A 21346-nucleotide genomic window follows, 5' to 3' on the forward strand; every position below is an offset into this window, starting at 1 on the left:
GTGCGGAAAAACCTGGGCCCCCGGTCGGCCAAACCGGATTGGGGGCGACTCCTGGCGAAAACCTGACTTTGCCCTGCGTGTCGCGGGGGCACGGCCCGGTGGAGCAGCCACTTTCCTGGCCGAGACGGGGGGATGGTGACGATGTCACCTGGGAACAGGAAGCCGGACGCGGCCCGCCGGGCGTTCTCCGAGCGCGACGACGGCTCCTACGCGACGTCCCTGCGCGGGCTCGAGCTGCTGCGCGAGCCGCTGCTGAACAAGGGCACCGCGTTCACGGCGGAGGAGCGCGGCGAACTGCTGCTCGACGGCCTGCTGCCGCCGGTGGTCGAATCGCTCGACCAGCAGGTGGCGCGCGTGTACGCGCAATACCGGGCGCAGCCGACCGACCTGCTCAAGAACGTCTATCTGGAGGCGCTGCGCGACCGGAACGAGACGCTCTACTACCGGCTGCTCGGCGACCACCTGCGCGAGATGCTCCCCATCGTCTACGACCCGACGGTGGCGCAGGCGATCGAGACGTACAGCCACGAATATCGCCGGCCCCGTGGGGTGTTCCTGTCGATCGACGACCCGGGCGGGATCGAGGGCGCCTTCGGCAACCTGGGGCTGGGCCCCGACGACGTCGACCTGATCGTCGCCTCCGACGCCGAGGAGATCCTCGGCATCGGCGACTGGGGCGTGGGCGGCGGCGCGGGCATCGCGGCCGGGAAGCTGGCCGTCTACACGGCGGCGGCGGGGGTCGACCCCGACCGCGTCATCCCGGTGGCGCTCGACGTCGGCACCGACAACGAGGGGCTGCTCAACGACCCCGCCTATGTGGGCAACCGGCATTCGCGGGTACGCGGGCGGCGCTACGACGACTTCGTCGACGCCTACGTGACGGCGGCGACCCGGATGTTCCCCGGAACGATGTTGCACTGGGAGGACTTCGGGCCGTCCAACGCCCGGCGGATCCTGGAGAGGTACACCGGCCGGATCTCCACCTTCAACGACGACATGCAGGGCACCGGCGCGATCGTGCTGGCCGCCATGCTGAGCGCGGTGAAGGTGTCGGGGCTGCCGATGCGCGACCAGCGGATCGTCGTCTTCGGCGCGGGCACGGCCGGGATCGGCATCGCCGACCAGCTCCGCGACGCGATGGTCCGTGACGGCCTCGACGAGGAGGAGGCCGTGCGCCGGATCTGGCCGGTCGACAAGCAGGGCCTGCTCACCGACGACATGTCGGGCCTGCGGGACTTCCAGGTCCCCTACGCCCGCCCGGCCGGCGAGGGCGGCGGCGGGCTCGAAGAGGTGGTGGCGCGGGTCAAGCCGACGATGCTGCTCGGCACGTCCACCGCCCACGGCGCGTTCACCGAGAAGATCGTCCGGACGATGGCCGCCGACGTCGAGCGGCCGGTCGTCTTCCCGATCTCCAACCCGACCGAGCGCATCGAGGCGATGCCGGCCGACCTGCTGCGCTGGACCGACGGCCGCGCGCTGGTCGCGACCGGGGTGCCGATCGACCCGATCACCCTGAACGGCGTCACCTACGTCGTCGGGCAGGCCAACAACGCGCTGCTCTACCCGGGCCTGGGGCTCGGCGTGATCGTGTCGCGGGCCCGGCGGGTCAGCAAGGGCATGCTCCAGGCCGCCGCCGAGGCGGTCGCCGGGCTGGTCGACCCGACCCTGCCGGGGGCGTCGCTGCTGCCGCAGGTCGACAACCTGCGCGAGATCTCCGCCACGGTCGCGGTCGCCGTCGCGAGGCAGGCCGAGCAGGAGCAGCTGGCCCGCACCACGCTGCGCGACCCGGTCCAGCAGGTGCAGGACACCATGTGGCACCCGCGTTACCGGCCGGTCCGGGCGAGGGAGCGGTGATGACGACGTACAAGGAGACCCGGACGGAGAGCGACTCGCTCGGCGAGATCCAGGTGCCGGCCGACCGGCTCTGGGGCGCGCAGACCCAGCGGTCGCTGATCCACTTCGACATCGGCGACGACCGCATGCCGAAGGCCGTCTACCACGCCTACGGCTACGTCAAGAAGGCCGCCGCGATCGTGAACGCCCGCGCGGGGCGGCTGCCGCAGTGGAAGGCCGACGCCATCGAGGAGGTCGCCGACGAGGTGATCGCCGGGAGACTCGACGAGGAGTTCCCCCTGTACGTCTGGCAGACCGGCTCCGGCACCCAGTCGAACATGAACGTCAACGAGGTGATCTCCAACCGGGCCATCCAGCTCCTCGGGGGCAGGCTGGGCACCAAGGACCCGATCCATCCCAACGACCACGTCAACATGGGCCAGTCGTCCAACGACACGTTCGTGACGGCGATGCACCTGGCCGCCGTGGAGGCGGTCGAGGGCGGCCTGCTCCCGGCGGTCCGCCGCCTGCGCGAGGCCGCCGCCGAGAAGAGCCGGCGGTGGGCCGACGTGGTCAAGATCGGCCGCACCCACCTGGAGGACGCGACCCCGCTGACGGTCGGCCAGGAGTGGTCGGGCTACGCCGCCCAGCTCGATGACGCCGCCGCCCACCTGGCGGCCACCGCGCGGGGCCTCTACCAGCTGGCGATCGGCGGCACCGCGGTCGGCACCGGCCTGAACGCGCCGCCGGGCTTCGCCGAGGAGGTCGCGGCCGAGATCGCCGAGCTGACCGGCCACCCGTTCACGGGCGCGGCCAACGCGTTCGCGGCGCAGGCGTCGTGCGACACGCTGGTGCGGGTGTCGGCGGCGATCAGGGCGCTGGCGGTGCCGCTGTTCAAGTTCGCCAACGACATGCGCTGGCTCGGCTCGGGCCCGCGCAGCGGCCTGCACGAGCTGATCCTGCCGTCGAACGAGCCGGGTTCCTCGATCATGCCGGGCAAGGTCAACCCGACGCAGGCCGAGGCGATGCTGATGGTCTGCATCCAGGTGATGGCCGACGACTCGGCGGTCTCCGCGGCGGGCGCCGAGGGCAACTTCGAGCTGAACGCGTTCCGGCCGCTGATCATCAACAACGTGCTCCACTCGGCCCGCATCCTGACCGACATGATCGACCACTTCCGCAAGTTCCTCGTCGCCGACGCCCGGCTCGACACCGGGAAGCTGACGGAGAACGTGGAGCGCTCGATCATGATGGTGACCGCGCTGAGCCCGGTGATCGGCTACGACAGGGCCGCCGAGATCGCCCACCGGGCGCTCGACGAGGACCTGACCCTGAAGGAGGCGGCGCTGCGGTCGGGGGTCGACGAGGCGCTGTTCGACCGGGTGGTCGTGCCGGAACGGCTGACCCGTCCGGGCACGGCGGAATGAATGCATTCACGCCGGAGCTGGCCCGCGTCAGCCCGTTCTTGACAACCTCTGACTCCACACCGGATGTTAACGCTAACAACATCTAGTGATGGGATCTTCCATGGTGTCTAGCGCCCGCCGGTTACTGACCGCCGCCGCGGTGACCGTGCTCACCGCGGCGGCGGGCCTCGTCGTCTCCGCGCCGCCGGCCCAGGCCGCCACCAGCCAGTTCCGGGGCATGAACTGGGCCGTGCTGGGTGACAACTTCAGCACCGGCACGCTGGTCGTGCAGGGCCTGAGCCAGTCCGACAACAACACGACGGTCCGCGCCAAGGCCAACTCGATCTACGACAGCATGGAATACGTGATGGGCGTCAACACCGTCCGGTTGCCCATCAACACGCACACCGTGGCCAACACGACCTGGTGGAACTCCTACCGCGGCGCCATCGACGCCGCCACCGAGCGCGGGTTCAAGGTCATCCTGGCCTACTGGGAGGACGGCGCCGCCTCCGGCGGCCGGATCACCAACCTCGCCGCCTGGAACTCGATGTGGTCCAGCGTGGTCGGCACGTACGGGTCGAACGGCAACGTCTACTTCGAGCCGATGAACGAGCCGCACGGCTACTCGTCGGCGGAGTGGCGCAACGTGGCGGCCAACTGGCTCGGCCAGCACACCGCGGCGCCGCCCGGCCGGGTGCTCATCGGCGGCACCGGCTTCAGCCAGGACCTGCGCGACATCTGCAACGACAGCCGCTTCAACGCGACGTTGTTGTCCTTCCACTATTACGCCTTCTTCTACAGCGCGATGACCTACGACGAGTTCCGCAGCCACATCCAGACGCGCCTGGGCACCTGCGCCTCCCGCGCGGTCGCGACCGAGTACGGCGCGCCGATGGCCACCAACCTCAACTACGGCGACCCGAGCAGCACCGACAACTTCGTGCGCTACCTGCGGGCCATGGCCCAGGTCATGCGGGACAACCAGATGGGCGGCACCTACTGGCCCGCCCTCGGCGGCAAGGTGACCGCGGGCCTCGGCTACGACCACTACTCGATGTTCGCCCTCACCGGCAGCGGCACCACCCTCCACCTGTCCACCCGCAACGGCCACGGCGCCAACCGGGTCCGGTACGGCTGGGGCGACGCGGTCAACGACTCGCCCCCTCCGTCGGCGTACCGGATCGAGGCGCGCCACAGCGGCAAGGCCATGGACGTCCAGCAGCCGAACACCAGCAACGGCGCGCGCGTCGGCCAGTACACCTACGCCGGCAACGCGTGGCAGCAGTGGCAGTTCCAGGACGCCGGCAGCGGCTACTGGCGCATCGTCAGCCGCCACAGCGGCAAGTGCCTCGACGTGGTGAGCGCCTCCACGGCAGACGGCGCCGAGCTCGTCCAGTACACCTGCGGCAGCGGCAACAACCAGCAGTTCCAGATGATCAGCAACGGCGGCTACTTCCAGCTCCGGGCCCGCCACAGCGGCAAGTGCGTGGACGTGCCGGCCTCGTCGACGGCCGACGGGGTGATCCTCAAGCAGTACACCTGCAACTCCGGCGCCAACCAGCAGTGGTTGCGCACGGGCGTCTAAAGGAGGTCGACCGCCTCACCGGGTTCGAGGGCGGCTCCAGCCGCGAACCCGGCCCGGTAGGCGGCGTCGCCGGCCAGGTCGCGGGCCGCCCGCTCGCAGGCGGCGCGGGCCGCGCGCAGGTCGGCCGAGCCCATCTGGGGCTGGCCGTAGTCGCGCCAGATCTGGTGGCCGAGGCCGAGCAGGCGGGCGGCGCGCACGCCGTCGCCCGCCAGCACGGCGATCTGCGCCAGGGTGTCGGCGCAGTTGGCCATGCCGAAGCTGTCGCGCAGCAGGCGCCGGGCCCGGAACGACCCGGCGGCCAGGGCGGCGGCCTCGTCGAGGCGGCCGAGGGCGAGGGCGGCGTGGCTGCCGATGTAGTCGCCCCATGAGCGGGTCCAGCGTTCGCCGAGCTCGTCGGTCAGCACGCGGTGCTCGGCGAGGGTCTGCTGCGCGCCGTGCGGGTCGCCGCCGTGCAGCTGGGCGAACGCGCGGGAGATGAGGAGCGTGAGCAGCCGGGCGGCCGGGCCGCCGGTCTCCCGGTGGCGGGCCACCGCCCGGCGGGTGGCCGACTCGGCGGCCTCGTGCTCGCCGGCCAGGGTCGCCGCGACCGCCTCCAGGTGCAGGGCGTAGACCAGCGCGTCGGTCGCCTCGGGGGTGCCCTCGCCGGAGGCGCGGGCCTCGACGGCGAGCCGGCGGGTGGCGGCCAGGTCGCCCTGGCCGACGGTGAGGTGCCCGCACGCCCACAGCGCCTTGGTGCGCTGCGGCGAGGGTCCCGGCGCGGCGGCCAGGGCGCGGTCGAGGTGGTGGCGGCCCTCGCGGAGCCGTCCGGAGGCGGCCCACAGCGGCCAGAGGGCGGCGGCGATCTCCAGCGCGTGCCCGGCCTCGCCCCAGGCCAGGCTCGATTCGAGCGCGACCCGCAGGTTGGCCTCCTCGGCGACGAGCCGGGCGCACCAGGCGGGCTGGTCGGGGCCGAACCACTCGGCCTCGAAGCGCAGGGCCAGCCGGAGGTAGTGGTCGCGGTGGGCGCGGGCGGCCCGTTCGCCGTCGTGGTCGCGCAGGCGTTCGCGGCCGAACGCGCGGATGGTGTCGAGCATGCGGTAGCGCCCGTCGGGCTCCCGGAGCACGATCGACTTGTCGACCAGCCCGGCGAGGGCGGCCCAGACGTCGCCGGTGCCGACGTGCTCGGCGGCGGGCAGGTCGAACGTGCCGGGGAAGACCGCCAGCCGGGCCCACAGGGCCTGTTCCGGTTCGGAGCAGAGCTGGTGGCTCCACTCGATGGCGGTGCGCAGCGTCTGGTGCCGGGCCTGGACGGTCCGGGTGCCGCCCAGCAGCGCGAACCGGGCGTCCACCCGTTCGAGCATCTCGGCGACCGTCATGACGCGCAGCCGTACGGCGGCCAGTTCGATCGCCAGCGGGATGCCGTCGAGGCGGTCGCAGAGCCGGGCGACCTGCTCGTGGCAGGCGGCGAGGTCGAACAGGCCGTCGACGTCGGCGGCCCGTTCGGCGAAGAGGGCGGCGGCGTCGCCGGGGCCGGCCATCGGGCGCACGGCGTAGACGCGCTCCCCCGGCAGGGCCAGCGCCTCGCGGCTGGTGGCCAGCACCCGGACGTCCGGCGCGCCGCGCAGCAGCGACTCCACCAGGTGGGCGCACGCTTCGACGAGGTGCTCGCAGGTGTCCAGGACGAGCAGGGCCCGCCGGTCGGCCAGGTGGTCGCGCAGTTCGTCGGCGGGCGGCCGGGCGTTCTGGCCCGCCAGCCCGAGCGCGTCGCTGACGGTCTCGGCGACCAGGCCCGGGTCGGTCAGGCCCGACAGGTCCACCAGCCACACCCCGTCGGGAGTGCGGGGCAGCAGGTCACGGCCGACCTGGACGGCCAGCCGGGTCTTGCCGACGCCGCCGACCCCGGTCAGGGTGACCAGCCGGGACTCCGCCAGCAGCCGGGCGACGTCGGCGGCCTCGGCCCGCCGTCCGACGAACGAGGTGGTGTCGGCGGGCAGGTTGCCCCGGGTGCGGGCCGGTGAACCGGGCCGCAGGGCCGGGTCGGCCTCGATGATGCGCTGTTGGAGCGCGGCCAGCGCCGGGCCCGGGTCGAGGCCGTGCTCGTCGGCGAGCCGGGCGCGCAGGTCGCGGAAGCTGTCGAGCGCCTCGGTGGGCCGCCCGGCGCGGTAGAGGGCCAGCATGTGGCATTCGCGCAGCCGCTCGCGCAGCGGGTGGGCCTCGACCAGCGGCCCGATCTCCCGGAGCGCGGCCTCGGTGTTGCCCAGGGCGAGCTCGGCCCGCGCGAGGTCCTCGACGGCGGTCAGCCGCTGGTCGTCCAGGCGGCTGCGGGCCGGTTCGACGAAGGCGCCGGACGCGTCGGCGAGGGCGGGCCCGCGCCACTCGGCCAGCGCGGCGCGCAGCGCGGGGGCCGCCTCCGCGGGCGGGAGGGTCCGGGCGTGTTCGGCCCGTTCCTCGAAGCGGGCCAGGTCGAGCGCGCCGGGCGGGACGGCGACGGCGTACCCGGCCGGTCCGGCGACCAGCAGGTCCTCGGCGCCGAGGTCGCGGAGCATCACTCTGATGGCGTGCACCCCCGACTGGATCTGCTGCCGCGCGGTCGCGGGCGGGGCGCCGCCCCACAGTCCTTCGGCGATGGCCTCGGCGGAGGCCGGCCGCCCCCGGTTGAGCAGCAGCAGGGCCAGCAGCCCGCGCCGCTGCGACCGGAGCACGGAGACCCGGTGCCCGTCCCGCTCCGCCCCGATGGGGCCGAGCACCGAAAAGTGCATGGATGCGCCGTCCGAGACCACTGTGGAGCAAATGTGTAGTGATCAGGTTAATGCGTGCATACAGCCGCTCGCGATGATCGTCCCGACCACCACGACTCTCACTGGGGGAACATCGTGCGCACCATCCTGACCAGGGCCCTCGCCGCCCTCGCCGCGACCGGCCTCGTCGTCGCCACCGCCGGGCCCGCCTCGGCCGCCACCTCCGAGATCAAGCTCCTGCAGGGCGGCACCACGGCGGCCGTCGTCTGGTACAACTCCGGCACCCACAACATGTCCAAGGGCCGCAACTCCTTCACCCTGCGGGCGGAGGGCCGCGTCACCTCGGCGACGGTCTACTACCGGACCAAGTGGTCGGAGGGCAAGGTCGCCCACCGGACCGTGACGACGTCCGGCGGCCGGGCGGCGGAGGTCAGCTTCAGCAGCAACCCGAACGACACCGACCGGCACTGGATCAGCTACTGGCTCTGCATGGTGTACTCCGGTACCACGCACTGCTCGGACCCCAGGACCGACTACGTCGACTAGCGGATCCGCTCCAGGATCAGGGGGTCGTCGAGGACGCGGTCGACCACCGTGCCGGCCGCTCCTCGCGACGCCGCCTCGAAGCCCAGCTGCGAGGCCATGATCGTGCACCGCCCCCCGGCCACGGCCCGCCGTTCGAGCTCGGCCTGGGCCGGGGGGATCAGCCGTTCGGCCAGCCGGGCGAAGTAGCCGCCGACCACGATCGCGCGCGGGTTGAAGAGGTTCACCAGGATCGAGCCGCCCAGGCCCAGCCAGCGGCCCACCTCGGCCAGGGCGTCGAGGGTGCGGGCGTCGCCCGCCTCGGCGGCCGACGCGATCGAGTCGACGCGGGCGTCGGGGTTGGCCGAGGTCGCCCCGGCGGGGTCGAGCGCCGCCAGCCCGACCTTCGTCTCCCAGCATCCGGTCCGGCCGCAGCCGCACCGCGCGCCGTCGGGGTCCACGAGCAGGTGGCCCGTCTCCCCGGAGAAGCCGTCGGCGCCGCGCAGCAACCGGCCGTCGACGATGATGCCGCCGCCCACCCCGACCTCGCCGGTCAGGTAGACCATGTCGGCGGTCCCGGCGGCCACGCCGCCCGCGTATTCGGCCAGGGCGGCCAGGTTCGCGTCGTTGCCGACCCCGACGGCCACGCCCAGTTCGGCGCCGAGCAGGTCGGCCAGCGGCACCTGCCGCCAGCCCAGGTTCGGCGCGAACGTCACCACGCCGCCGGAGACCAGCCCCGGCACGGCCACCACGACGCCCGCCAGCGAACCCATCTCGCCCGCCGCCCGGCGGGCCACCCGGACCAGTTCGGCCAGGCACGCCGACAGGCCCGCCCCGGCCGCGTCGAAGCCCTCACGGCAGGAGAACACGACGCGGCCGCCCAGGTCGGAGCCGTGGGCGGCCACGTAGTCGACGTTGATCTCCAGGCCGAGCGCCCCCACGCGGGAGCCGTCGAGGGCCACGTCACGCCGCGGCCGCCCGATGGCCCCCGTCATCGAGGTGCCCGCCTCCCGCACCAGGCCGAGCGACATGAGCTCGGTCATCAGGGAGGAGACGGTGGCGCGGTGCAGACCGGTCGCCTCCACCACGTCCGCGCGGGAGCAGGTCCCGTGGTCGCGCAGGTGCCGGAGCACGCGGGACAGGTTGTCCCTGCGCAGGGTGGCGCGGCCGGTCGTCACGCTAGTCCTGGGCCCTCCCGCCGGCCAGCCGGCTGATCATCAGGGCGATCAGGATGATGCCGCCGTACACGAGCTGCTTCCACTCGCCGGGCACGCCCTGGAGGGTCAGGATGTTCTCGACCAGGCCGATGACCAGGACACCGGTGAGGGCGCCGAGGATGGTGCCCTTGCCGCCGTCCATGCTGACGCCGCCGATGACGGCCGCGGCGAAGACCATGAAGATCCAGCCGACGCCCTGGTTGGCGCTGATGCCGCCGAGGCGGCCGGTCTCCAGGATCCCGGCCAGCGCCGCCAGGGTGCCGCCGATGACGAAGACCGCCAGCACGACCCGCTCCACGCGGATGCCCGCCGCCCTGGCCGCGTCGGCGTTGCCGCCGATGGCGTACAGGGAACGGCCGCCGCGGAAGTAGCCGAGGGCGGCCATGCCGATGGCGAACAGCACGCCGGTGATCCAGATGGCCGCGGGCAGGCCGAGCCAGACCGCGCTGCCGAGGTAGGTGAACGACTCGGGCAGGGCGAAGAGGCTCTTGCCGCCGGTCAGGCCGAGGTGCAGGCCGTGGACGACGATCAGCATCGCGAGCGTGACGACGAAGGCCGACAGCTGGTAGCGCAGGATGAGGAAGCCGTTGAAGGCCCCGATCAGGGCGCCGATGAGCAGGCACAGCACCACGGCCGACGCGGGCGGCAGGCCCAGGCCGAAGCCGCCGTCGCCGGTGGAGATGACGAGCATGACCGACACGGCGGGGGCCATGCCGACGATCGACTCCAGCGACAGGTCGAACTTGCCGGCGATCAGGATGAGCGCCTCGGCCAGCACGACCAGGGCCAGCGCCGACTGCTGCTGCAGCACGTTCGTCAGGTTGCCCATGGTGAGGAACACCGGGTCGATGAAGTACCCGACGATCAGCAGCACCACGATGACCGGCACCAGCGTCAGGTCGCGGAACCGGCTCAGCCGGAAGCCCGGCGAGGCGGCGGGCGCCGGAGCGGGGCCGGAGCCGTTCGCCGACGCCGCCGGGGTCTTCGGCAGTGTCGAGGCGCGGCGCCCCTGCCGATCACTCATGACTGACACCCTCCATAGCGGCCACGAGGTCGTTGTCCGACCATCCGCGTGGCACGTCCTTGATCACCCGGCCGTGGAACATCACCAGGACCCGGTCACAGATTCGCAGGTCGTCGAGTTCGTCGCTGACCAGTACGGCTCCCGCCCCCCGCTGCGCGGCGTCCTCGACCGAGCCGAGCAGCGACTGCTTGGCCTTGACGTCGACGCCGGCGGTGGGGTTGATGACGACCAGCGCGGCCGGGTCGTCGACCAGGGCGCGGGCCATCACGACCTTCTGGGCGTTGCCGCCCGACAGGTCGCCGACCGGCTGGTCGGGACCCTCGGTCTTGATGTCGAGCTCCTGGATCATGGTCCGGGCGCGGGCCCGGCGCCGCTCGGGCGAGACCATGCCGAAGCGGCCGAGCTTCCCGGCGATCGGCATGGTCGCGTTCTCGCCGACCGACAGCAGGGGCACGAAGCCCTCGTGGTGGCGGTCCTGCGGGACGAACCCCACCCCGGCGGCCAGCGCCGACGGGACGTCGCCCGGCTTGGGCCGCTTCCCGTTGATCGTGATGACGCCGCTGTCGGCGCGGCGCAGCCCGACGATGCTCTCGGCCAGGCCGACCTTGCCGCTGCTGCCCGATCCGGCCAGGCCGACGATCTCGCCGGCCCGCACGGTCAGGTCGACGTCGTGGTAGCGGCCCGCGGAGTTGAGGCCGCGCACCTCCAGGACGACCTCGGCGTTCGCGTCGACCGTCCGGGGCTTGGCCTCGTAGGTGACGGCGTGCTCGCCGGTCATCGCGGCCACCAGCGCGTCGTGCGGGAGGTCCGCGACGGTGCTGGTGACGATGTGGCGGGCGTCGCGGAAGACGGTGACGCTGTCGCAGACCTCGTACACCTCTTCGAGGTGGTGCGAGATGAACATCATCGTGACGCCCTTGTCCCGCAGGTCGCGCATGCGGTCGAAGAGGCGTGCGATGGCCGGGCCGTCGAGCTGGGCGGTCGGCTCGTCGAGGATGATGAACCGCGCGCCGAAGGAGAGCGCGCGGGCGATCTCGACGAGCTGCCGCTGCTCGACGCCCAGGTCGCCGGCGAGCCCCGAGGGGTCGACGTCGACGTGGTACTGGTCGAGGAGGGCGGTCGCGCGGGCGCGCATGGCGCGCCAGTTGATGACCCTGCCCTCGGTCTGGCGGTTGATGAAGAGGTTCTCGGCCACGGTCAGCGCGGGGATGATCGTGGACTTCTGGTAGACGCAGGCCACGCGGGCCTTCCACGCGTCGCGGTCGGCGAGCGGCGGGGCCGTCTCGCCCGCGAACCGGACCTCGCCGGCGTCGGGGCGCTGCAGGCCGGTCAGGATCGACACCAGGGTCGACTTGCCGGCGCCGTTGCGCCCGATCAGGGCGTGCGTCTCGCCCTGCTTGATGGTGAGGCCCGCGTCGTTGAGTGCGACGGTGGGGCCGAAGCGCTTGGTGATCCCGAGCGCCTCGACCGCCGCCGCGTTCGATGAGGTGGTCATCTAGCTGACCTGGTTGCCCCAGAGGTTGGGGTCATCCACGTTCTCCGCGGTGACCAGCGGCGCGGGCAGCTGGTCCTCCAGGCCGTTGGGGAGCTGGATGATGTTGCTCTCGTGGTCGGTCGGGCCGGGCTGGAACGTCTTGCCCTCGAGAGCGGCCTTCGCGTAGTAGACGGCGTACTTGGCGTAGAGGTCGGCCGGCTGCGAGACGGTCGCGTCGATCTCGCCGGCGCGGATGGCCTCGAACTCGGCCGGGATGCCGTCGTTGGACACGACGAAGATGTGCTTGGGGTCGTCGGGCTTGACCAGCAGGCCCTTGGCCTTCAGGACCTGGAGGGTCGGGGCCAGGTGTACACCGCCGGCGTGCATGTAGATGCCCTTGATGTCGGGGTTCTGCTCCAGGCGGGTCTGCAGCATGGACGCGGCCTTGCTGCCCTCCCACTCCGTCGGCTCCTCGAAGACGGTGATCCCGGGGAACTTCTCCTTCATGCAGTCGCGGAAGGCCTCGGCGCGGTCACGGCCGTTGATGGAGGCCAGCGCGCCCATCAGCTGCACGACCTTGCCCTTGCCGCCGAGCTTCTCGCCGAGGAACTCGCACGCCTTGGTGCCGTAGGCGCGGTTGTCGGCGCGCACGACCATGTAGACGTTGCCCTTGTCGGGGCGGGTGTCGACGGTGACGACCGGGATCTGCTTGCTCGCCAGCGAGTCGAGGGTCGAGGCGATGGCGCCGGTGTCCTGCGGGGCCATGATGATCGCCTTGGCGCCCTGGCTGATCAGCGCCTGGGTGTTGGCGACCAGCTTGGCGACGTCGTTCTGGGAGTTGGTCGGCGGCATCAGCTCGACGCCGTCCTTGGTGGCGATCTCGGGCACGTACTTGTTGTACGAGTTCCAGAAGTCGGAGTCGGCGCGCGGGAAGTCCACGCCGACCTTGCCTCCGCCGGCGGCGGCCGCGGGGGCCGACTCGCCGGGGTTGGCGCTCGCTGCGGTGTCGGGGGTGTCGGACGACCCGCAGGCCGCCAGGCCCAGGGCGAGCACGGCGGCGCTGGCGGCGACGGACAGAAGTTTCATGCCGATCGGCCTTTCAGGACGGGGGGGTGAGTGACGGCGGAGGTTCTGCGCGCCTCCGCCGCCGGGGAGCTCTGGGCCACTGCGCTGGTCCAGTACTGACCCCATGGATAGGTGAACGCGGCGAGCGACGCGGGTCGCATCGCCGAGCTGAATCCGGCTGCTTCGGGCGCCACGTAGCTGCCGTCCCGGATGACCACCGGGTCGACGAAGTGCTCGTGCAGGTGGTCGATGTACTCGATCACCCGGCCCTCCTTCGACCCGCTGACGGAGACGAAGTCGAACATCGCCAGATGCTGGACCAGCTCGCACAGCCCGACCCCGCCCGCGTGCGGGCAGACGGGGACGCCGAACTTGGCGGCCAGCAGCAGGATGGCGATGTTCTCGTTGACGCCCCCGACGCGCGCCGCGTCGAGCTGCAGGTAGGAGATGGCCTCCGACTGGAGGAGCTGCTTGAACACGATCCGGTTCTGCACGTGCTCCCCGGTGGCGACCGGGACGGGCGCGACCGCGCGTGCGATCGCGGCGTGGCCGAGGACGTCGTCGGGGCTGGTGGGTTCCTCGACCCACCACGGCCCGAACTCGGCCAGTGCCTTCACCCAGCGGATCGCGTCGGAGACATCCCATCTCTGGTTGGCGTCGATCGCGATCGGGTAACCGTCGCCGCAGACCTCACGGGCGATCCGCATGCGGCGGACGTCGTCGTCGAGGTCGGCGCCGACCTTCAGCTTGATCTGCGGGAATCCCTCGTCGAGGGCCTCCTTGCAGAGGCGCCGAAGCTTGTCGTCGTCGTAGCCGAGCCAGCCCGGCGACGTCGTGTACGCGGGATAGCCGTGCTCCCGCAGGGCCGCGATGCGGCCGGCCCGCCCCGGCTGCGCGGCGCGGAGGATCTCCAGCGCCTCGTCGCGGGTCAGGGCGTCGGTGATGTAGCGGAAGTCGACCAGGGAGACGATCTCTTCGGGGCTCATCTCGGCGAGCAGCAGCCAGAGCGGCTTGCCCTCGCGGCGGGCCTTCAGGTCCCACAGGGCGTTCATGACGGCGGAGATCGCCATGTGCATGACGCCCTTCTCCGGTCCGAGCCAGCGCAGCTGCGAGTCGCCGATGAGGTCCTGGTAGACGGCGCCCAGGTCGGAGCAGTCACGGTCGACGATGTGACCTTCGAGCGCCCTGATGGCGGCGGTCTGCACGTCGTTGCCGCGTCCGATGGTGAACGCGAATCCGTGTCCCTTCTCGTCCTCGCCGGTCCGCAGCACCACGTACGCCGCCGAGTAGTCGGGGTCGGGGTTCATCGCGTCGGAACCGTCGAGCTCCGCCGAGGTCGGGAACCGGATGTCGTGCGTCTCCAGGGAGATGACCCTCATGCGAGCTCCAGACACATCCGATTAACGTTAGAGACCGGCGCTACCGCCGGGCGGTCGTCTTCGAAAGCCTTTCGAGATAAAGATCCGATTAATTTGCGGACACGGTCACTCGGGTCACCGTGGACCGATCCCAGGTGGGATCAGAATTCCGCAGGTCGCCGCCGGGCGGAAGACCCCGCGGCCATCATCTCGGTTACTCTCCAGACATCCGATGTTTGGTTCTCAAGAAGAATGCCCCGCGTGTTACAGGCGTGTCAATAGCCGCAACCGGAAAGAGATCCGATGATTGCGAAGGGCCGCGGCCGACCTGACGGTCGGCCGCGGCCCTCGGGATGACCTGCCTAGACGCCGTAGACGTCGAACTCCCAGAGGGAGTAGCCGTACTGCGTCAACGCCCGCTGGGTCCCGTAAATACGGACGTATCGCCCGGTTCCGGTCACCGTGAGGTCGTCGACGCCGCCGTCGCTCGCGGTCTGGGTGTTCACGACCGTCCAGGAGCTGTTGTCATTGGAGGTCTCCACCCGGTACTGCCGCCCGTAGGCCGTCTCCCACTGGAGCCGGACCCGGGAGATCGACCGCGTCTGGCCCAGGTCCACGGTGATCCACTGCGGATCGGCGTAGAGGCTGGACCAGCGGGTGGCGGTGTTGCCGTCGACCGCGTTGGCCGCGACGTTCGCCCCGGCCTCCGTGCTCGACACCGTCACCGGTCTGCTCCGGGACAGCAACTGGGCGGTCCCGCCGGCCGGGGTGCCGTACACGTTCAGATCCCAGAGCGAGTAGCCGTACTGCGTGAGCGCGCGCTGGGTTCCGTAGATACGGACGTACCGCCCCGTGCCACTGACGGAGAGATCGTCCACTCCCCCGTCCGAGGCGGTCTGGTTCGACAGGACCGTCCAGGTGCTGTTGTTCGGGGAGACCTCCACCCGGTAGGCGCGGCCGTAGGCCGCCTCCCAGTTCAGCCTGATCCGGTTGACGTCGTAGGACGCCCCCAGGTCCACCGTGATCCACTGCGGGTCGGCGTAGAGGCTGGACCAGCGGGTGGCGCCGTTGCCGTCGACCGCGTTGGCCGCGACGTTCGCCCCGGCCTCCGTGCTCGACACCGTGACCGGCTTGCCCTGGGCGAGGTCGCCGCCTCCGCCGGAGACGGGCGTCGAGACGCCCGCGCCGGTGAAGGTGTAGCTGTCGACGTCGAACACGGCCGTGCCGGCCGGGCCCGAGAACGTCAGGTAGAGGTCGTGCGTGCCGGTCGGGGCGCTCACGGGAGCGGTCAGCTCCACGTAGTCGTCCCAGCCGCCGGTGTTCGGCACCGTGATCCTGGCGACCTCGGCGCCGGTCGGGCTGTCGTACCGGAAGGAGAGCGTTCCTCCGGCGTTGGCGCTGGAGACGCGGGCCTTGACCCCGGTGATGCCCTGGAGGTTCACCGCGTGGTGGCGCACCCACTCGCCGTTCTGGATGTCGCCGAGCCGCTTGCCGCCCTCGGCCTGGGCCTGATCGACGACGCGCGGGCCGTTGAGGGTGACGTAGTGCTCGGCCTGCCACTGCTTGGGCCACAGGGTGATCTCCCGCTCGCCCGTCAGCGGCACCGTGCCGGTGGCGCCGCGGTCGGTGTAGGAGGCCCTGATCACCCAGAACAGCACCGAGTCGGGACCGGCGTGCACCGGGCCGACGTCGAAGGAGGCGCCGCAGCCGGTGCCCTCGCCCTCCTCGTGGGCGTGTTCCTGGTGCCCGAGCGCGGCCCGCACGACCACGTTGGCGCACGGGATCGTGCCGTCCTGCGCGTCGGTGGCCGACGCGGAGGCCGTCAGGCGTTCGTCCCACGAGAACAGGCCGCCGTTGGGCAGCCCGCCGACGGTGACGACCGGCCGGTTGTTGCCGACCACGACCGTGACCAGGGTGGTGCCGGTCATGGTGCCGTCGCTGACGGTCAGCCGGGCTCTCTTGTCGCCGTTGCTTGTGTACGTGTACGACGGGTTCGCCGCCGTCGAGTCGGTGCTGCCGTTGCCGTCGAAGTCCCACGCGTAGGTCAGCGGGTTGCCGTCGGGGTCGTTGCTGCCCGCGCTGGAGAACTGCACGGTCAGCGGGGTGAGCCCGTTGTCGACGCTCGCCGTGGCGACCGCGACCGGCGACCGGCCGCCCTGCACGTAGTTGATCTTCACCAGGGCCGCGTCGGCCGCACCGGAGAAGTATCCGCTGCCGTATTCGAGCAGGTAGAGCGACCCGTCAGGGCCGAACTCCATGTCGATCGGGTGGACGAACGGCATCCCGGCGAGGACAGGTTCGATGATCGTCGGGGTGCCGGTGGCGGGGTTGCCGTTGCCGAACTGGACCTCCTTGATCCAGTTGCGGCAGTACTCGGTGATGATCAGCTTGTTGTCGTAGTACTGCGGCCACTTCACCGCGCTGTTGAGGTTGGGGTTGTAGTGGTAGACCTCGGCGTGGTTCGGCGAGCCGCAGCCGCCGGGCTGGTCGAGGGCCGGCCACTCCTTGCTGCCGCCGTGCTGCTCCCACACCAGCGCGCCCCGCGTCGGCGGCAGCTGCTGGAGGCCGGTGTTGCGCGGCGAGTTGTTGACCGGGCCGGTGCTGCCCCCGCAGGGGAACCAGCCCCGCGGCGCGTTGGCCGCGAAGTCCCAGTCGTTGTAGGCGACGTTCGGGCCGCCGCAGTAGGGCCAGCCGTAGTTGCCCGCGCTGGTGGCGCGGTTCCACTCGTCGTAGGCGGCCGGTCCGCGGTTGGCGACGGTCGCGCCGGCGTCCGGCCCGACCTCACCCCAATAAAGGGTGTTGCCGGCCTGCTTGTCGACCCAGATCCGGTACGGGTTGCGGGTGCCCATCACGTAGATCTCCGGCCTCGTCTGCGCCGTGCCGGGCGCGAACAGGTTGCCGGAGGGGATCGTGTAGGTGCCGTTGGCCTCGGGGTGGATGCGGTTGATCTTGCCCCGGAGGTCGTTGGTGTTGCCCGACGTCCGCTGCGCGTCGTACTGCGGGTTGCGGCTGGTGCGCTCGTCGATGGGCGCCATCCCCGCCGAGTCGCCACCCGAGTTGGTGTTGTCCCCGACGGCGAAGTACAGGTTCCCATTGCTGTCCCAGGTCATCGACCCGGCGGAGTGGCAGCACAGGTCACGCTCGGTCGGCCATTCGATGATCATGTCTTCGGTGGCGGCCGGGAGCGTGTTCGTCGAGGTGTTGAAGGTGAATCGGGAGATCCGGTTCACCAGCGGGGTCACCTTCGGCGAGTAGAAGAGGTAGACCCAGCGGTTGGTCGCGAAGCCCGGGTCGAGGGTGATGCCGATCAGGCCGTCCTCGAAGCGGGCGTCGAGCGGGAGGGTGAGGGCGACCGTCGTCGCCTGGGTGGCCGGGTTGTACAGGCGGACCTGGCCGCCGCCGGCGCTGGTGCCGCGGTTGATGTACAGCACCTTGCCGTCGGGCAGCACGGACAGTTCGATGGGCTCGCCCATCGACAGGCCGCCGTCGAGCCGGACCTTCTCGAAACCACTCGTGGGTGGCGGCGCCGCGTGAGCGGGTGCGGCGGGCACCAGTGCGACGACGATCAGGGCGAGCACGCCCAGGATCGCGCGCAGGCGCGGGATACCTGACATGGGATCTCCAGTGCAGGAGGGACGGGGACGGGACGGCGGCCCGTGGTCACCGAGAGCCGCCGATAGAGAACGCACCGGTGACCACCCGCCACAAGCGGTCACCGGCGCGCTTACTGCCCCTAGGGGTTGGTCACACAGGGATCAGGTCGAACTGCTCCCATGGGCCGATCGCGGCGCGGTTGGTGACGAGGTTCTGCGACCCGCCGCCCTCCGCGCACACGTATTGACTGTTCACGGTGGCCCGCAGGCTGATCGAGCCGTCGCCGTTGGTCACCACCGTGAAGCTCTCCCAGGACCCGGCCGAGGGCCGGTTCGCCAGCAGCGGCACGTTGCCGCCGCCCTGGTTCGTGACGTACTGGTTGTTCGCCACCGAGCGCAGGGCGATGTTGCCGCCGCCCAGGTCGACCCGGACGAACTGCTCGGTCGCCCCGGCGGTCGTCTTGTTGGCGATCAGCGGGGTGGTCGCGTTGGCGGCCGACACGTACAGGTTGTTGGCCCGCGACCGCAGCGTGTAGGTGTTCGCCGGGGTCGAGCCCGTGATCACCCGGAGCGCGTCGATCATGCCGACCGACGTGGTCTTGTTGACCACCCGGAGCGTGTGCTGGCCGCTGGACAGGCCGGTCTTGCTGTAGACGACCTGCTGCGCCTGCCGTGAGCCGCTCTGGTAGAGGTTCACGTTCTGCTGGAACACGTTGTCGATGTAGACGTCGACGTTGCCCATGTCGGAGAACCGTTCCGAGAGGATCTCGATGCCGGTGCCGGTGAACGTGTAGGTCGCGGCGGCGTTGACGGTGGTGCTGTGGTGGGTGTCGTCGTTGTAGTCGCCGTAGCCCCGGCCGGTGGTCAGGTGCCAGTTCGAGTCGTAGGTCAGCTCGGTGTTGTTCACCAGGCCGGGCGTGCCGGCGCCGTTGAGGCCGAGGGTGGAGGCGGTGCCGCTCAGCGACTTGGCCGCCTGGTTGGCGGTGCCGGTGAGCTGCGTGTAGCTGTAGGCGGAGAGCAGCTTGGCGGTGCGCTCCACCACGTAGGTCGTGTTGGCGGCGGTCGCGAAGCTGACCTCGGCGGCCGAGCTGGTCGTGATGATCGCGTTGTCGGAGGTGCGGCGCACGCGGACCTGCTGGGTGCCCCACGGGTTCACCACGGTGGCCTGCTTGCCGTACAGGGACTTGACGCCGACGTACTTGGTCTCGTTGCCCTCGCGCTCGGAGGACACGATGAAGCCGTCCTTGGCCAGCAGCGAGAACTTCCCGATGAACGAGGAGCTGCTCGGCGCCGCCGGGAAGACCCGGATCTTGTCGTTGTACGACTGCATCAGCGACTCGTTCATGGCCGACATGTGCACACCGTGGTACTCGAACACGCCGTTGGTGTTGCTGGTGAAGCTGTTCGGGTAGTTCTGGTAGCGCTGCGCCATGGTCTTCATGCCCGCGAAGGCCTGGTCGCCCAGCCCGAGCCGGGCGGCCTGGACCGCGTCGTTGGCCCACACGTTGCCGTAGGGGTGCGGACGCACGTTCCAGGTGTTCAGCGCCGTCGAGTAGTCGGGGAAGCCGATGCCCGTCAGGTTGTAGGGCCAGATCATCTCCGCCGACACGTTCTCGCCGTTGCGGGCCTGCGAGATCGGCGGCTGGTGCGGCTGGTAGGCGTTGTTGACCACCGAGTAGGGCACCAGGTTGTTCAGGATGTTCTGCAGTTCGGTGCGCAGGCTCGCGTCGACGCCGAGCTGCTGGGCCACCTGGATCGTCACGGGGAACAGGCTGCGGATCGCGGTCAGGTCGGTAAGGGCGTTCCGCACGTTCCAGTACGTCTCATGGGCGTTGGAGTTGGCGATGTAGTACTGGCCGGTCGAGGCGTCGCGCGACACGAAGCTCCGGTAGAACTTCGCCGCCTCGCGCATGAACGGGTAGGCCGTGTTCGCCAGGTAGGTCGCGTCGTTGGTGTACCGGTAGCGCAGGTACATGTTGTACGCGGCCTCGGCGGCGGTCGACATCGTGTTCTTGGTGAAGTCGCTGTTGATGGTGCCGCGCGCGTTGCCGTCCCAGCCGTAGGTCTCCGGCAGCCAGATGCCGTCGATGCCGTATCTGGTCTGCGTGTACGACTTCAGCGCGTTGTAGTTGCGCGAATGGAGGTTGTTGAACACGTCCATCAGATCGATGTGGTTGGACGCGTAGAACGAGTAGTACACGTGCCGCATGTTCCAGTACCAGTAGGCGTTGGACCATTTCGACTGGTCTCCGGTGGCACGGAAGACCCCGTTGATGAAGTGGAACGGGTAGTTGCCGTAACCGCCCGCGGCGACGATGTAGTTGCTCAGGTAGTAGAAGTTCTCGAGGTAGTCGTTGTCGGCGCTGCCGCCGTACTGGACGAACGACTTGCTCCAGAAGTCGTGCCAGAAGTTCTTGAAGTTGTTCAGCGTCGTGGTGATTCCGGCGCTCTTCACGTTGGTGAGCTGGTTGCGCGCCTGCTGCACCGAGTTGGCCGAGGGAGCGTTCTTCCGCGAGGCCGCGGTGAACCAGATCGTGTAGTCGCCGTCGGCGGTGATGCTGAGCCGGACGGTGCGCCCGTTGACGGTCGAGGTGGAGTAGTTCGCGCCCTCGACGGTGGCCGCGAAGGTGTAGCCGAACCCGTTGGCGTCGGTCTGGCCCCGGCTGAAGCCGGCGACCGAGGAGTCGTTGAACGTCGAGACCGTGCGCCAGGTGTTCAGGTCGGGGGTGTCGGCGATGTTCTGGACGGTGCTGGGGTCCCACAGGCCGAGGTCGACCGTGGTGGTGCCGAGCCCGCCCCGGCTGTCCTCGACGCGGATGCCCATGACCTCCGAGCCGGGCTGGCCGAGGATCGTCACGGTGCGGTTGTTGTCGTACTTGGTGGTCAGCGTGCCGTCGTACAGGTTGAGCCGCTGCTGGTAGGTCGTGTAGTTGCTGTCGAGGCCGGGGCTGGTGTTCAGGGTCAGCGTGCCGGCCGCGTAGGTCGACTGCTGGGCCAGGTCGGCGCCGGAGACCTGCATGGTCATGCCGTTCTGGCTCCAGACCATGGCGCCGGTCTTGCCGTTGCCGACCGTCAGCCCGTAGTTCGGGTTGGTGTTCGGCCGGTTGTACACGATGTCGTGCTTGGACAGGTAGCCCGCGCGATTGACGTTCAGGGCCCCGGCCGACTGGTCGAAGGCGTGGTCGGTCGTCGACGCCAGCGCGGGCGACGTCACCACTCCCCCGGCCGCGAGCCCGCCGACGAGCGCTAAGGCGGGGAGCGCTCTCAGAAATCTCATGTCATCGATCTCCTGGTCACCACAGCAGATTCAGGGGGTGCGTCCCTCTGGCAGGGGAGCCGCCGGGCCCCCTTACCGGCAATCGGCGACCGGTGTGAGACAGCCCGACGGCCCCTCTGCGCAGGCACAGGTCCGACTCACACTGTTACCAAGTCGGAACTGTCAGGCGCAGTTAACATTGGATGTCTTCGGGCGTCAATAGCGCCTTCCAACTTGAGCCGCCGGTCGAATCCGATCAAGAATCCCCGGACAGACCGGCGATCAGCTGCTTT

General features: G+C 70.6%; 12 protein-coding genes. 4 read left to right on the plus strand and 8 right to left on the minus strand.

Annotated elements, in window-relative coordinates; translation table 11 throughout:
- Positions 1-141 precede the first annotated feature (141 nt).
- The 3 genes from AW274_RS00835 (at position 142) to AW274_RS00845 (ending at position 4827) form a co-directional block, all read left to right on the plus strand.
- On the plus strand, positions 142-1854 hold the full coding sequence (locus tag AW274_RS00835; RefSeq protein WP_062430066.1) for an NAD-dependent malic enzyme: 1713 nt from the start codon (positions 142-144) through the stop codon (positions 1852-1854).
- Positions 1854-3260, plus strand: coding sequence for a class II fumarate hydratase (locus tag AW274_RS00840; RefSeq protein WP_062430067.1), 1407 nt, complete (start codon positions 1854-1856; stop codon positions 3258-3260). Before AW274_RS00835 ends, AW274_RS00840 begins: the two co-directional genes overlap by 1 nt.
- A gap of 100 nt (positions 3261-3360) precedes the next feature.
- Entirely contained in the window at positions 3361-4827 is a 1467-nt protein-coding gene (locus tag AW274_RS00845; RefSeq protein WP_198168966.1) for an RICIN domain-containing protein, read from the plus strand.
- Here the strand turns inward: AW274_RS00845 and AW274_RS42520 are convergent.
- Positions 4824-7565 carry an ATP-binding protein gene (locus tag AW274_RS42520; protein WP_157519695.1) on the minus strand — a complete coding sequence of 914 codons (2742 nt, stop codon included), beginning with the start codon at positions 7563-7565 and terminating at the stop codon, positions 4824-4826. The genes AW274_RS00845 and AW274_RS42520 overlap by 4 nt on opposite strands.
- A gap of 114 nt (positions 7566-7679) precedes the next feature.
- Between AW274_RS42520 and AW274_RS00855 the strand changes: the two genes are divergently transcribed.
- Positions 7680-8090 (plus strand): hypothetical protein, encoded by a 411-nt coding sequence (locus tag AW274_RS00855; protein WP_062428344.1) that lies wholly within the window; start codon positions 7680-7682, stop codon positions 8088-8090.
- Here the strand turns inward: AW274_RS00855 and AW274_RS00860 are convergent.
- The 7 genes from AW274_RS00860 to AW274_RS00890 form a co-directional block, all read right to left on the minus strand.
- The gene (locus AW274_RS00860) at positions 8087-9244 is read right to left on the minus strand and encodes an ROK family transcriptional regulator (protein ID WP_063813046.1); all 1158 of its coding nucleotides are present in this window, start codon (positions 9242-9244) and stop codon (positions 8087-8089) included. The two genes, AW274_RS00855 and AW274_RS00860, sit on opposite strands and share 4 nt — an antisense overlap.
- Position 9245: 1 nt before the next feature.
- Positions 9246-10307, minus strand: a complete 1062-nt coding sequence (locus AW274_RS00865; protein WP_083973756.1) for an ABC transporter permease — start codon at positions 10305-10307, stop codon at positions 9246-9248.
- Positions 10300-11802: a sugar ABC transporter ATP-binding protein gene (locus AW274_RS00870; RefSeq protein ID WP_062428346.1), complete on the minus strand. Its 1503-nt coding sequence runs from the start codon at positions 11800-11802 to the stop codon at positions 10300-10302. The genes AW274_RS00865 and AW274_RS00870 overlap by 8 nt, the downstream gene beginning before the upstream one ends.
- On the minus strand, positions 11803-12867 hold the full coding sequence (locus AW274_RS00875; protein WP_062428348.1) for a sugar ABC transporter substrate-binding protein: 1065 nt from the start codon (positions 12865-12867) through the stop codon (positions 11803-11805).
- Complete coding sequence (locus tag AW274_RS00880) at positions 12864-14225, minus strand: L-fuconate dehydratase (RefSeq protein ID WP_198168967.1); 1362 nt, start codon at positions 14223-14225, stop codon at positions 12864-12866. The genes AW274_RS00875 and AW274_RS00880 overlap by 4 nt, the downstream gene beginning before the upstream one ends.
- Positions 14226-14566: 341 nt before the next feature.
- A complete protein-coding gene (locus tag AW274_RS00885; RefSeq protein WP_062428350.1) occupies positions 14567-17818 on the minus strand; it encodes a galactose-binding domain-containing protein in 3252 nt (1083 codons plus the stop codon).
- Between the two features lie 130 nt (positions 17819-17948).
- Positions 17949-21074 (minus strand): glycosyl hydrolase family 95 catalytic domain-containing protein, encoded by a 3126-nt coding sequence (locus tag AW274_RS00890; RefSeq protein ID WP_198168968.1) that lies wholly within the window; start codon positions 21072-21074, stop codon positions 17949-17951.
- Between the last annotated feature and the right edge of the window lie 272 nt (positions 21075-21346).

The sequence above is a fragment of the Herbidospora daliensis genome (assembly GCF_001570585.1).
Lineage (GTDB): Bacteria > Actinomycetota > Actinomycetes > Streptosporangiales > Streptosporangiaceae > Herbidospora > Herbidospora daliensis.